At 64.2% G+C, this 13,224-nt stretch carries 10 protein-coding genes; 9 read left to right on the forward strand and 1 reads right to left on the reverse strand.

The features are described from left to right. Positions 1 to 42 precede the first annotated feature (42 nt). The gene (gene wecB / locus ACFR9U_RS15235; RefSeq protein WP_247381486.1) at positions 43 to 1,149 is read left to right on the forward strand and encodes a non-hydrolyzing UDP-N-acetylglucosamine 2-epimerase; all 1,107 of its coding nucleotides are present in this window, start codon (positions 43 to 45) and stop codon (positions 1,147 to 1,149) included. A gap of 29 nt (positions 1,150 to 1,178) precedes the next feature. On the opposite strand, the gene ACFR9U_RS15240 is transcribed toward wecB, so the two are convergent. After that, entirely contained in the window at positions 1,179 to 2,168 is a 990-nt protein-coding gene (locus ACFR9U_RS15240) for a glycosyltransferase family 2 protein (protein ID WP_247381485.1), read from the reverse strand. Positions 2,169 to 2,672: 504 nt separating this feature from the next. Here ACFR9U_RS15240 and ACFR9U_RS15245 point away from each other — a divergent pair. The 8 genes from ACFR9U_RS15245 (at position 2,673) to ACFR9U_RS15280 (ending at position 13,185) form a co-directional block, all read left to right on the forward strand. Beyond that, positions 2,673 to 3,167 (forward strand): ubiD operon protein, encoded by a 495-nt coding sequence (locus ACFR9U_RS15245; protein WP_247381484.1) that lies wholly within the window; start codon positions 2,673 to 2,675, stop codon positions 3,165 to 3,167. 2 nt (positions 3,168 to 3,169) lie between these two features. After that, on the forward strand, positions 3,170 to 4,672 hold the full coding sequence (locus ACFR9U_RS15250) for a UbiD family decarboxylase (RefSeq protein ID WP_247381483.1): 1,503 nt from the start codon (positions 3,170 to 3,172) through the stop codon (positions 4,670 to 4,672). Then, on the forward strand, positions 4,669 to 6,057 hold the full coding sequence (locus ACFR9U_RS15255; protein WP_247381482.1) for a UbiD family decarboxylase: 1,389 nt from the start codon (positions 4,669 to 4,671) through the stop codon (positions 6,055 to 6,057). Before ACFR9U_RS15250 ends, ACFR9U_RS15255 begins: the two co-directional genes overlap by 4 nt. A 201-nt stretch (positions 6,058 to 6,258) precedes the next feature. Continuing rightward, positions 6,259 to 7,941: an acyl-CoA synthetase gene (locus ACFR9U_RS15260; RefSeq protein WP_247381481.1), complete on the forward strand. Its 1,683-nt coding sequence runs from the start codon at positions 6,259 to 6,261 to the stop codon at positions 7,939 to 7,941. A gap of 53 nt (positions 7,942 to 7,994) precedes the next feature. Further along, positions 7,995 to 9,161 (forward strand): acyl-CoA dehydrogenase family protein, encoded by a 1,167-nt coding sequence (locus ACFR9U_RS15265; protein WP_282594410.1) that lies wholly within the window; start codon positions 7,995 to 7,997, stop codon positions 9,159 to 9,161. Beyond that, a complete protein-coding gene (locus tag ACFR9U_RS15270; protein WP_247381478.1) occupies positions 9,161 to 10,927 on the forward strand; it encodes an acetyl-CoA carboxylase biotin carboxylase subunit in 1,767 nt (588 codons plus the stop codon). The genes ACFR9U_RS15265 and ACFR9U_RS15270 overlap by 1 nt, the downstream gene beginning before the upstream one ends. 6 nt (positions 10,928 to 10,933) lie before the next feature. Then, complete coding sequence (locus ACFR9U_RS15275) at positions 10,934 to 12,703, forward strand: acyl-CoA carboxylase subunit beta (protein ID WP_247381476.1); 1,770 nt, start codon at positions 10,934 to 10,936, stop codon at positions 12,701 to 12,703. Beyond that, entirely contained in the window at positions 12,703 to 13,185 is a 483-nt protein-coding gene (locus tag ACFR9U_RS15280; protein ID WP_345893428.1) for a MaoC family dehydratase, read from the forward strand. The genes ACFR9U_RS15275 and ACFR9U_RS15280 overlap by 1 nt, the downstream gene beginning before the upstream one ends. Positions 13,186 to 13,224: the final 39 nt, after the last annotated feature.

Consider the following 13,224-nt stretch of genomic DNA (forward strand, 5'->3'; position numbering starts at 1 on the left):
TCAGAACGGATCGCACGTACGTGGGGGGACGGTGGGAACGAAATGAAGGTACTCACGATCGTCGGCGCCCGGTCGCAGTTGCTCGAGTCGTTCCCCGTGTCACAGGCCCTTCGTGACGACCACGACGAAGTCGTCGTCTACACGGGCGAGAACTACACCCAGGAGATGGGCGAATCGTTCTTCGACGTGCTCTCCGTTCCAGAACCGGACGTCACCCTCGGTCTCGAGTCGCGTTCGGACGCTGAACAGACGGCGTCGTTGCTCTCGTCGCTGGACGATCTCGTGGAAACCCACGCACCAGACGTCGTCCTCGTCTACGGTGACACGAACGCCACACTCGCTGGCGCACTCGTCGGTGCCAAACGAGACGTGCTGGTCGCACACATCGAGGCGGGACTTCGAGACGATGATCGGAGCCAGCCCGACGAGATCAACCGCGTCCTCGCTGACCACTGTTCGGGCCTCTTGTTCGTGCCATCCGAACGGGCCAAACACTTCCTCGCAGACGAGGGGATCACCGACGGCGTGTACGATACGGGCGACGTGATGTACGACGCCTTGCGCATCGTCCGGGAGCAGGCACGCTCGCAGTCGGGAATCGTCTCCACGCTCGGTCGCGAAGATGACGAGTACATCCTCGCGGCACTCCACAGGGCCAGCAGCATCAACGACGGGGACCGGCTGCGTTCGATCGTCGAAGGGCTCGGCGCTGCGCCACGGCCGGTTCTCCTGCCGTCGCATCCACGACTCGACGAGGCTCTCGAGCGATACGGATTGGCAAGCGATCTCCCGGAGGGTGTGAACCGGATCGATCGGGTCGGCTATCTCGATTACATTCGACTGCTCGACGGCGCAGAACGAGTGGCGACGGACGCCGGTCGCGTCCAGAAAGAGGCGTTCTACCTCGATACGCCCTGTGTCACGCTTCGAGAGCGGACGGCGTGGTTAGCGACAGTCACCTGCGGCTGGAACGTCCTCGTCGGTACGGACCCCGACGCCATCAGTCGAAACCTCGATCGGTCCTTCGACGTGGCAGCGAAACCGAATCCGTACGGAGACGGGAGCGCAGCAGAACAGATCGTCTCGGCTCTGGAGTCGGAGCGCCTGTCGGTCGAATCCAACAACTCAGCTGAGAAACTGACCTCGTAACGATCGGTCCGCTAAGCGAGACTCTCTTTCTAGAACGATACTTTATACTCGAGGTGTTCGTTGTGTTGCATATCGAAGACCATCGCGAACAGGACCAGGGTCGTGCTGAAAAGGACGATGAGAAGCGCGAGTCCACCTGCGATCAGTGAGGAGTCGACGACGACTCCCCAGATACCGTAGCCGACGCCGAGGAGGGTGCCGAGTGTACCGAGGACGTAAAAGAGAACGAGCGGATGAAAGTCAGTGACGAAGTACTTGTACTTCAGTCGCCAGAGGAAGTCTTGGAACAGCAGGAGACTGAGTCCGGGGACGAACGACGAGTAGCGGATGCCGCTTTCCTCGTCACCGTAGACGGCCTTCATGGGGATGTCGGCGACGCGATAGCCGTGTGCGTTCAGCGAGACGAGGAGATCGTTGAGGAAGCCGTAGCGGTCGTACAGGGAGTCAAGATCGATCGCCTCCAGCGCTTCGAGGGAGATCGCTGTGTACCCATTCTGGGGATCGGTCATCTTCCAGTAGCCACTGGAAATCTTGGTGAGGAACGTGAGGATGGCGTTGCCGGTGAACCGCCAGGTAGACATCTCCGACCGGAGTTCGCTCGATCGAAGTCGGTTTCCCTTGGTATACTCCGCGTTGCCTTCGACGATGGGCTCGATGAATCGGTCGAGAATGTCGGGGTCCATCTGGCCGTCGCCGTTGATGACGGCCGTGACGTCCATGCCGTCGGTGAGTGCTCGCTGGTAGCCAGTCTTGATCGCGGCCCCCACGCCTTGATTCGTCTCGTGTCGGATCGGGACGACGCGTGAGGTCAAGCGACCACCGTCAGTCTTCGCCGTCAGTCGCTGTTCGTCGACACCCTCGACACGGTCGTTGATCTCTTTCCAGGTGCTGTCAGTCGAACAGTCGTCGACGACGTACACCCGATCGACGTACGCTGGAATCGAGTCGATAACAGCCCCAACGAGCCCCTCCTCGTTGTAGGCCGGGATAACGACCGCAACAGTCTTCCCTCGGTACATTCATCGTCTGAAAGGGATACGTAATTCCTTTGTAATGGACGACCTGTGAGGTAGAAGCCGCTCTGTTCTCGATTGATTGCGAGACGGCTACCAGCCGGCTACCGAGGGGACGCCGATCGCCGAGCGTCGCAGTTCCGATCCGAGGACGATTCGAACGCAACAAAAGGTGTCTCGGCCACCCCTTCTAGGTCGCCCCCGACGACCTCGTCCGAGGAGTGGTCGGTGACCGGAAGTGCCAGATCGGTGGACCCAGTTAGGCCAGAGTCGCAGTCGGCATCGGAACCACAGTTCGCCGGTTCGTTCCGGCGACGATAGTGTATGCTCGCTATTCCACGGTGTAGCTACTGCCGGGCATACACCATGATTTATTAGCAGACTAATTATTACGCAGATATGCGTCGTGGAACGATCGGCAGCCAGTCTTCCTCCCGCGTACACGGTACACATATGCCATTGGCCTGTGAGAATCCCAGGCAGTACCTGCGTGAACGGCGAGGGCACGTCATGTCGAACCACTACATCACAGCAGATGAACATCTGCCTGACGACGCGCACACGGAAACGACGCTCCAGATCACGGACGCCCGGACGAAGCGGATCTTCGAGGCGCGCGTGCGTGTCGCACGCGACCCCGACGAACTCACCGACCCGCAACCGCTGACGGTCGTGGCTGGCCCACACGAGAGCGTCAGTAAGGAGTGGTACGTCGAACTACTCGACGAGATCGACGCTGCGGGAATCAACGAGGACCTCCTTCGTCGGCTCGCGACCGAACAGGAGACGACGTCCAACATCGTCAACACGCGATCAGACGATCTGAAGGTCATCCTGCGGTATCTCGTCGAGTCCGGCGAGTACAACTCGACAGCGGACGCCGTCAGAGAGATCGCCTTCGAGTACCTCGCTGCGGAGCGGCCGGCCCTGCTCGAGCGCTACGAAGAGATTCGGACCGAGTTCGAGGCAGATCCGCTCCGCCGCGCCCTCGCCGACCAGGAGTGAGCATGACTGTCGACTCGTTTCGTGCGTATCTCGACCTGCTCGACGCCACGGGATCGAGCGTCGCCTTCGAGGAGTCGATGTCGTGGGACCTCGAAGCGAGCGCGATCACGATGCTGGCCAACCTGAACGACGGCCCGATCCCCGTGTTCGAGTCGGTCACGGGCTCAGAAGTCGAGACCACACTGGTCGGCGACCCGTATCGAGGCCCACAATCTCGTCCCTGGGACCAGTTAGCCCAGGCGATCGGACTCCCTGCGGGCCTGTCCGGTCGCGCCTACTACGACGGCGTCATCGACCGGCTCAGGGCCCCGCAGGAGCCCCGGGTCGTGAACCGAGATCGCGCACCCTGCAAGGCGGTCGTGCGAACGGGAGCGGACGTCGATCTGTTGTCGTTCCCGTGGCCGTACATCCATCAGGGCGACGGCGGGCGCTACTCGAACCTCCACACCGTCGTCGCACCGGACCCCGACGCGCAGTGGGGAAGCTGGTCGAGTCATCGGATGATGATCCACGACGACGCGCAGGCCAGCCTCCTGTTGTTGGCGGGCGAGCAGGTGCCGAACCTCTACTACTACGAGTACGAGCCGCGGGACGAACCGATGCCGGTCGCAGTCGTCGTCGGGGCCGAACCGGCCGTCGAGTGCAGCGCGGACATGTGGATCCCGACCGGCCGGAGTGAAGCCGCCTTCGCGGGCGGGCTCAAGGACGACCCGGTCGAACTCGTCGAGTGCGAGACCAGCGGGCTGCACGTCCCAGCGACGGCGGAGGTCGTCATCGAAGGACACGTGCGTCCGAACGACCGACTCGACGAGGGGCCGTTCGGCGATTACTTCGGGTACATGAACGGGCCACGGCGCTCCATGCCGGTGTTCGAAGTCGACGCGATCACCCACAGGCGCGAGCCACGGATACCCTTCTGCGTCGAGGGGACTGGCGTCGGGTACGGCCAGAATTCGAGCAGCACGCTCCAGCTCGCGGCCGCAGGTCCGGACGCGACGCTGGGGCTCAGGGCAGCGGGGTTCGACGTCGAGCTGGCGGTCCCGTGGCGCTTCACGTCCCGAACCGTCTGGGTCATCGCGACGGATCAGCCCTACCCCGGCTACCTCCACGAGCTCGCAAACTTCATCTTCACCACGTGGGGGATGCTCCACATCGATTTCTTCGTCTTCGTCGACCCCGACGTCGACCCGCTCGACCCGCGAGCGGTGCTGACGGCGATTGCCCTGGACGCCGACCCGGACGCGGACTTCCACCAGTTCGGCGTCGAGCACATGCCGAAAGTCCCGCTCAACATCTACCAGACGCCGGACGAGAAGGGGAGTGCCGACGTCGGCACGTCGAAAGCCAAGACGTCGAAAGCGTACATCGACGCGACGACTGGCGACGAGAGCGACGACGGCGATCCGCCCGACCTCCGCAAACGCGCCCAGGAGGTACTCGTCGACGCGGGAGTGGCTGCGGACCGATTCGACCTGCTCGACGAACGGGACGGTGAGTTCGAATGATTCCGTTCGCACAGTACGTCCGCGGACTGGACCGCGACGGTGACCTGGTATCGGTCGACGAGCACGACGACGTTCCGATCGACGTCATCGCAGCCGAGGGGCTCCGCGCGAGCGGCCCGGCGCTCCAGTTCGCGCGGGACGGCGGCGTCGACCTCGTCAGCGGCGCGTTCAGCGGGCCGGATCAGATGCAGCGGCGTGACGCCCAACCGTGGTCGCGGCTCTCGCTCGGGGTCGGATTGGACCCAGACGCGTCGTTCGTCGACCTACTGGAGACCATCGTCGGGCTCGGACCGCTCGGCGGACCACGAGAGCCGACCTACACGGGCCAGGCAGCGTCCCAGACCGACGCCGACGTGCAGGACCTGCAGTTCCCACGCGGTGCTGACGAGACGTGGCCGGGCCTGACGCTGGGCGTCGCGTCCGTCTCGACGAGTGACGGGTCACACTGGGCGCCGATTCACGGCTCCGTCGTGAGCGGTGACAAGCTGCGCGTTCGCGTGCCGACTGCGTTGGCGTCGCTACTGGGCGACGACGAGACGATTTCTATCGCCCTCGGCGTCCCACCGGCCGCGATCACGGCCGCCTACCTGCTCGCCGTCACCGAGCAGGTCGACACGCCAGTGCAGTCCTGTGGCGTGGCGGGCGACGTTCCACTGGTACCGACGAACGGGGGGCTCGTCCCGAGTGCGACGGAGGTGGTCGTCGAGACGACAGTCGCCGATCGACAGCCCGACTTCCGATCCGACCGCCGCGAAGCGTGGGAACACGTCGTCGACAGCACGGCACTGGCGCTCTCGGTCGAACGCGTCGTCGCGACCGACGATCCGATCGTCCCGTTTTCGCCCGTCGGCCGGCCGCTGGCCGGCGATCTGCAGCTCACAGGCCTGACGACGGCGGCGACGCTCTTCCACCGCGTCAACAACTACTGGGGAATCTCGCCCGTGGAGTGGGTGCTGTTGCCGGCGGAGACCGAACTCGGCATCTGTTTCGTGGCCAGCGACGTCCTCTACGCCGGGTTCGAGTGGCAACTGGCGAACATCCTCTTTTCGTTCTCGTCGCTGTTCGACACGGTCGTCGTCGTCGACGAAGACGTGCCGCCGCACGATTTCGGCCGCGTCCTCGGGGACATCTGGGTGAAGGCCCACCCGGCCCGCGACTGGACGTTCAGCGAACCGGACGCACCGGCGGCAAAGCGCCCCAGGTACCGTCAGGACGGTGAAACCGGGTCGCGACTGTACGTCAACGCCGCCTGGGACCCGCGCTGGGAGGACACGTACATCGCCCCACGCGTCACGTTCGAAGAGTCGTTCCCGCGAGCCATCCGAGACGTCGCACGTGCGATGTGGACCGACCGCGTCGGACAACAACGCGGAAACGAGCAGTAAGCGCCGTCTCGGACCACAGAATCGACGGTGAGTGATACTCAATAAATATATAATATATTATATTACGAAAACGGAATCGTTTACGCATTACATCGCGCATATGATTTCCGTTGTAGGTACCCTACACATATTTAGTTCGTTGTTTTTGCTAATGCAATTAACCAATACTGTTATGTAGGGAACTAGTATCCGGAGTGGTGTATGGTGACTAGCCACAATCTGGCGGATTACGAAGCGGAGAGGGAGCGGTTTTCGTGGGACGACATCTACGCGGACGCTGACTGGGACGCACCGGAGGAGCTGAACATCGGACACGAAGTCGTCGACCGACACGCGACTGACCGGGGAAAGGTCGCGCTCTACCAGGTCGGCACCGACGGAGAGCTCACGACCATGACGTTCTGGGAACTGGCCGATCGGTCGAGCCAGTTCGCCAACGTGCTCGAAGCCCTGGGGGTCGAGCAGGGCGACCGCGTGTTCTCGTACATGCCGCGGATTCCGGAACACTACGTCGCCCTCGTCGGAACGCTCAAACGCGGCGCAGTGTGGGGGAGCGTCAACGAGCGATTCGGCCCCGACGGCATCTCCTACCGGCTCGACGACTGTGACGCGAAGGTCGTCGTCACCACGACCGACAACCGCGACACCGTCGAAGACGCGCTCGACGACGCGCCGTCGGTCGAACACGTCATCACGGTCGACCGCGGGAGCGGGGCACCCGCCGACGACGTCGTCTTCAACACTGCGCTCGACGATGCGAGCAAAGAGTACGAGGTCGCCGAGACTGGCGGCGAGGACGACGCGCTCCTGTACTACACGTCGGGGACGACCGGACTCGCGAAAGGCGTCCTCCACAAGCAGCGCTGGATCGCCGGCGTCGCGGCGACACAGAAGTACACCGTCGACCTCCAGCCCGGCGACCTCTACTGGAGCACCGGCGACCTGGGGTGGCTGACGGGTGCGATCAACACGCTGGGTGCCTGGTTCTGGGGCGCGTCGCTGTTCACCTACGAGGGCGAGTTCGACCCCGAGGAGTGGGCCGACCTGCTCGACGAGTACCCCATCAACGTCCTGTTCTCGGTCCCGACCGCCTACCGGATGCTCCGGGAGAAAGCGGAGGTCCTCGAGGGCGTCGACCTCGATCTGCGCCACGCGCTCTCGATCGGCGAACCCCTCAGCGCCGGCGTCGTCGAGTGGGGCAAGGAGGAACTCGGGGTCACCATCCTCGACACGTACGGCCAGACCGAGACCGGCAACATGATCATCAACAACTACCCGACGATGGAGCTGCGTCCCGGCTCGATGGGGAAACCGCTCCCCGGCATCGAGGCCGACATCGTCGATCCAGACACGGGTGAGGTGCTCCCGCCGGGCGAGACCGGCGAGATCGCCGAGCGCGGCGACTACCCGTGTTTCTTCGCCGAGTACTGGAACAAGCCCGCGAAGACCGAGAAGTGCTTCGTCGACGGGCCGAGCGGCGAGTGGTACCTCTCGGGCGACCTCGCGCACAAAGACGAGGACGGCTACTTCTGGTTCGAGGGCCGGGCGGACGACGTCATCCTCTCGTCGGGCTACCGGATCGGGCCGTTCGAGGTCGAGAGTTCGCTGGGCGAACACGAGGCCGTCGCCGAGTCGGCCGTCGTCCCCAAGCCACACTCCGAACGCGGCAACATCGTCAAGGCGTACGTCGTCCCGAGCGAGGGAGCGACCCCGTCCGAGGAGCTCACGGAAGCCATCAAGAATCACGTGAAAGAGGAGCTATCGGCACACGAGTACCCGCGCGAAATCGAGTTCCGTGACGAGCTCCCCAAGACCGTCACGGGCAAGATTCGCCGGACCGAACTCCAGGACGAAGCAGAGGAAGAGGCAGAGGCCGCGTCCTAACGACTCACCGGGACGGGGCTGTGACGCGAGCAACCCACCGATCGAGACAATCAATGAATTTCGAATCCACACAGGAACGTTCGATGATTCGGTCGACCGCCGAGGACGTGGCGGCCGAGTTCGGACCGGAGTACTGGCGCGAGAAAGAGGAAAACGAGGAGTTCGCTCAGGGGTTCTGGGACGAACTCGCGGAGGCTGGCTTCCACGGCCTGTTGGTCCCCGAGGAGTACGAGGGGGCCGGCATGGGCATGCAGGAGATGGGGCTGGCGATGGAGACGCTCTGTGCCGAGGGCTGCGGCATGGCCGGCACCTGGTACCTGGTGCTGACCGCCGGCATGGCCGCCGTCGGCATCCGCGAGAACGGAACCGAGGCACAGAAAGAGAAATACCTCCCGGACATCGCCAACGGCGAGCGGAACTTCTCCATCGGCATCACCGAGCCGGAGGCCGGGACGAACACGCTGAACGTCGCGACCCGCGCCGAGAAAGAGGGCGACGAATACGTCCTCAACGGGCAGAAGGCGTGGATCACCTTCTCCGACCGCGCGGACAACATGATCATCGTCACGCGCACGACTCCCCGCGAGGAGGTCGACCGCGGCACCGACGGCATCAGCCTGTTCATCGTCGACATGGACGACCCCGGGATCGACGTCGCGCCGATCTCCAAGCACGGCATCAACTACTCGAAGTCCTGCGAGGTCTTCCTCGAGGACGTCCGCGTGCCCGCAGAGAACCTTCTCGGTGAGGAAGACGACGGCTGGTGGGCACTCGTCGACATGCTGAACCCCGAACGCATCGGGTTCGCCGCCGCCGGCACCGGCATCGGGAAACTGGCCGCCGACACGGCCATCCAGTACGCCAACGACCGCGAGGTGTTCGACGCGCCGATCGGCTCCCATCAGGCCGTCTCGTTCCCCATCACGCAGGCGTACGCGCGGATGGAGACGGCGGCGCTGATGCGCGAGAAGGCGGCCTGGCTCTACGATCAGGGCGAGGAGTGTGGCTACGAGACCAACGTCGCGAAGGCGACGGCCGTCAGCGCCGGCATCGAGGCGGTCAAGCAGTCGATGCAGGCGTTCGGCGGCTGGGGCTACGCCACGGAGTACGACGTCGAGCGCTGGTGGCGCGAAATCAACCTCACGCGGCTGGCTCCGGTCTCCCAGCAGATGGCGTACAACCACATCAGCCAGCAACTCGGCTTCCCCAAGTCCTACTAATGTTCGAGAAGGTACTCGTCGCCAATCGCGGCGAAATCGCCGTCCGCGTCATGGCAGCGTGTGAGGAACTGGGCATCGAGACGGTCGCCGTCTACAGCGACGCCGACCGCAACGCGGGCCACGTCGACTACGCCGACGAGGCGTACAACGTCGGCCCGGCACCGGCGAGCGACTCGTATCTCGACCAGGAGGAGATCATCGACGTCGCAGAGCGCGCCGGTACAGACGCGATCCATCCCGGCTACGGCTTCCTGGCTGAGAACGCCGAGTTCGCCCGGAAAGTCGAGGCAACCGACGACGTCACCTGGGTCGGTCCGCCCAGCGACGCGATGGAAACGCTCGGCGAGAAGACGAAGGCCCGGACCGTCATGCAGGAAGCGGGCGTCCCGGTCGTCCCCGGCACGACCGAGCCGGTCGACGATCCGGACCAAGTGCGCGATCTCGGCGAGGAGTTCGGCTACCCCATCGCCATCAAAGCCGAGGGTGGCGGTGGCGGCCGCGGCATGAAGATCGTCCGTAGCGAAGCCGAAGTCGAGGACGCCCTGGAAAGCGCCCAGCGCGAGGGCGAAGCCTACTTCGGCAACGACTCGGTGTACGTCGAGAAGTACCTCGAAGCCCCGAAACACATCGAGGTGCAGGTGCTCGCCGACGAACACAGGAACGTCCGTCACCTGGGCGAGCGCGACTGCTCGCTGCAGCGCCGCCACCAGAAGGTCATCGAAGAGGCCCCCAGTCCGGCGCTCGACGCCGACCTCCGCGCGGAGATCGGCGAAGCTGCCCGACAGGGCGTCAGAGAAGCCGGCTACACGAACGCCGGGACCGTCGAGTTCCTCGTGGAGGACGGGGAGTTCTACTTCATGGAGGTCAACACCCGGATTCAGGTCGAGCACACCGTCAGCGAGGAAGTGACGGGCATCGACATCGTCCGCTGGCAGTTGCGCGTCGCCGCCGGCGAGGAACTCGCCTTCAGCCAGGACGACGTCGAGATCGACGGGCACTCGATCGAGTACCGCATCAACGCGGAGGACCCGGCGAACGACTTCGCGCCCACGCCGGGGCCGCTGGAAACCTACAAGCCACCGACGAGCATCGGCGTCCGCCTCGATCACGCAGTCGCCCAGGGCGACGAGATCGGGGGCGACTACGACTCGATGATCGCGAAGCTCATCGTCACCGGAGAGGACCGCGAGCATTGTCTGGCACGCTCGAAGCGAGCGCTCGACCACTTCGACGTCGAGGGCGTGCACACGACGATCCCCTTCCACCGGCTGATGCTCGACGACGAGACCTTCGTGGCCGGCGAGCACACCACGAAGTACCTCGACCAGGAACTCGACGACGACGAACTCGACAGAGCCGTCGATCGATGGGGCAGCGAGGCAGCGAGTGCTGACGGCGACCAGACCTCGACGGACGAAATCGCCGTCGAAGTCGACGGCAAACGCTTCGACGTCGTCATCGAAGACGGGCTCCCGCGGGCACCGAACGGCGGTGCCACGTCCGACGGGAGTGCCGGTGGGTCGTCCGGCAGCGGGAACCCCAACGTCGCCGCTGCGGGCGCGATCACCGCCGAGATGCAGGGAACGATCCTCTCAGTCGAGGTCGAGGAGGGCGACGAGGTCGCACAGGGCGACGTCGTCTGCGTGCTGGAGGCGATGAAGATGGAAAACGACGTGGTGGCATCCACCAGCGGGACAGTCGACGCCGTCCCGATCGCAGCGGGCGACTCCGTCGATATGGGTGACACCCTCGTTACGCTGGAGTGAACACACATGCGAATCAGAGTATCAGACGAGACGACGGAATCGGAGGCGCAGGCGATCGCCGAGGCGCTGGCCGAACACTTTCGGGACGACGTGATCCTCGTCGTCGACAGCGGCGAAGAGGTCGGCAGCGCGTCGTACGACGGCGAGGCGAGCGCACAGCAGTCGGCCGAGACAGCGCTGGACGAGGACCTCGGCCCGACCGAGCGCGAGGAAGCGCTGCTGGACGAAATCGAGGAGATCCTCGAGGGCGGCCCGGAGAAGTACAAGGAGCAACTGCCCGAGGACGGGAAGCTGTTCGTCCGCGACCGGATCGACCTGTGGTTCAACTCCGAGGGAACCTCGGCGGGCAGCCGGACGGAGTCCGGCGACGGCAACGACTTCCTGTTCGAGGACGGCAAGTTCGCGGCGTTCGACGACGACGATCAGTTGCCGGCTGACGGCCTCATCACGGGCGCTGCAGAGTTCGAGGGCCGCGATCTGCACTTCATGGCCAACGACTACACGGTCAAGCGCGGGAGCATGGCCGCGAAGGGCGTCGAGAAGTTCCTCCGGATGCAGCAGCGCGCGCTGAAGACCGGCCGGCCGGTCCTCTACCTGATGGATTCCTCGGGCGGCCGCATCGACCAGCAGACCGGCTTCTTCGCCAACCGCGAAGGGATCGGGAAGTACTACTACAACCACTCGATGCTCTCGGGACGCGTTCCGCAGATCTGCGTGCTGTACGGGCCGTGTATCGCCGGCGCGGCGTACACCCCGATGTTCGCCGACTTCACCGTCATGGTCCGGGACATGAGCGCGATGGCCATCGCCAGCCCGCGAATGGTCGAGATGGTCACCGGCGAGGAGATCAGCCTCGACGATCTCGGTGGCCCGGACGTCCACTCCCAGTACTCCGGGAGCGCTGACCTCGTCGCCGACGACGAGGAACACGCCCGAGAACTCGTCGCCCAGCTCATCGGCTACCTCCCCGACAACTCCGACGAGAAGCCGCCACAGACCAGCGGCAAAGCACCGCAGTTCTCGCCGGAGGGGATCGACTCGATCGTCCCGCAGGAACCGAACAAGGGTTACGACATGTTCGACGTGATCGACCGGGTGGTCGACGCCGGCTCCACGCTCGAACTGCGACCGGAGTACGGCAAGGAGATCATCACTTCGTTCGCTCGGATCGACGGACGCCCCGTCGGGATCGTCGCCAACCAGCCCAACCACCGCGCCGGCGCCATCTTCCCTGACGCCGCAGAGAAAGCAGCCCAGTTCATCTGGACCTGCGACGCCTACAACGTCCCGCTGCTGTACCTCTGTGACACGCCGGGCTTCATGGCCGGATCGTCCGTCGAGAAGGAAGGGATCCTCGAACAGGGCAAGAAGATGATCTACGCGACCTCCTCGGCGACGGTCCCCAAACAGTCGGTCGTCGTCAGGAAGGCCTACGGCGCGGGTATCTACGCGATGTCCGGCCCGGCGTACGACCCCGAATCGACCATCGGGCTGCCGAGCGGGGAGATCGCCATCATGGGCCCGGAAGCGGCAATCAACGCCGTCTACGCTCGGAAGCTCTCCGAGATCGAGGACGAAGAAGAACGCAAGCAAAAAGAGCAGGAACTCCGCGAGGAGTACCGCGAGGACATCGACATCCACCGAATGGCCAGCGAGGTCGTCGTCGACGAGATCGTGCCCCCGAGCAGCCTTCGGGAAGAACTCACCAACCGCTTCGCGTTCTACGAGACCGTCGAGAAGGACATCCCGGACAAGAAACACGGGACGATCATCTAATACACACGAGGGCAACAATGACAGGACGCTACTACGAGGACTTCGAGGTCGGCGAGACCATCGAACACGACAAGCGCCGGACGATCAGCGAGAGCGACAACCAGCAGTTCTGCGACATGACGATGAACCAGCAGCCGCTCCACCTGGACGCCGAGTTCGCGGCCGACACGCAGTTCGGCGAGCGGCTGGTCAACGGGCTCTACACGATGAGTCTGGCCGTCGGGCTGACCATCCCGGACACGACCGACGGGACCATCGTCGCGAACCTCTCGTACGACAACGTCGAGCATCCGAATCCCGTCTTCCACGGGGACACGATCCGCGTCCAGTCGACGGTGACGGACAAACGAGAGACCAGCGACGGCGAACGCGGGATCGTCACGATGCACGTCGAGGTGTTCAAGGTGAACGATGAAGACGAGCCGCTCGTCTGTGAGTTCGATCGAACTGCTCTCTCGCTGAAACGCGAGCACGCAGAGTAACGATTCCGAGTCACTGCAGGCGAACCGATTCACGCCGGG

This window comes from Halorientalis brevis, from assembly GCF_042678165.1.
GTDB lineage: Archaea > Halobacteriota > Halobacteria > Halobacteriales > Haloarculaceae > Halorientalis > Halorientalis brevis.

What these genes read in the sequence shown, in the direction of transcription:
- wecB (WP_247381486.1), top strand. Translation starts at nt 43, where the DNA reads ATGAAGGTACTCACGATCGTCGGCGCCCGGTCGCAGTTGCTCGAGTCG.
- ACFR9U_RS15250 (WP_247381483.1), top strand. Translation starts at nt 3,170, where the DNA reads ATGACTGTCGACTCGTTTCGTGCGTATCTCGACCTGCTCGACGCCACG.
- ACFR9U_RS15270 (WP_247381478.1), top strand. Translation starts at nt 9,161, where the DNA reads ATGTTCGAGAAGGTACTCGTCGCCAATCGCGGCGAAATCGCCGTCCGC.
- ACFR9U_RS15275 (WP_247381476.1), top strand. Translation starts at nt 10,934, where the DNA reads ATGCGAATCAGAGTATCAGACGAGACGACGGAATCGGAGGCGCAGGCG.
- ACFR9U_RS15265 (WP_282594410.1), top strand. Translation starts at nt 7,995, where the DNA reads ATGAATTTCGAATCCACACAGGAACGTTCGATGATTCGGTCGACCGCC.
- ACFR9U_RS15260 (WP_247381481.1), top strand. Translation starts at nt 6,259, where the DNA reads ATGGTGACTAGCCACAATCTGGCGGATTACGAAGCGGAGAGGGAGCGG.
- ACFR9U_RS15240 (WP_247381485.1), bottom strand. Translation starts at nt 2,168, where the DNA reads ATGTACCGAGGGAAGACTGTTGCGGTCGTTATCCCGGCCTACAACGAG.
- ACFR9U_RS15245 (WP_247381484.1), top strand. Translation starts at nt 2,673, where the DNA reads ATGTCGAACCACTACATCACAGCAGATGAACATCTGCCTGACGACGCG.
- ACFR9U_RS15255 (WP_247381482.1), top strand. Translation starts at nt 4,669, where the DNA reads ATGATTCCGTTCGCACAGTACGTCCGCGGACTGGACCGCGACGGTGAC.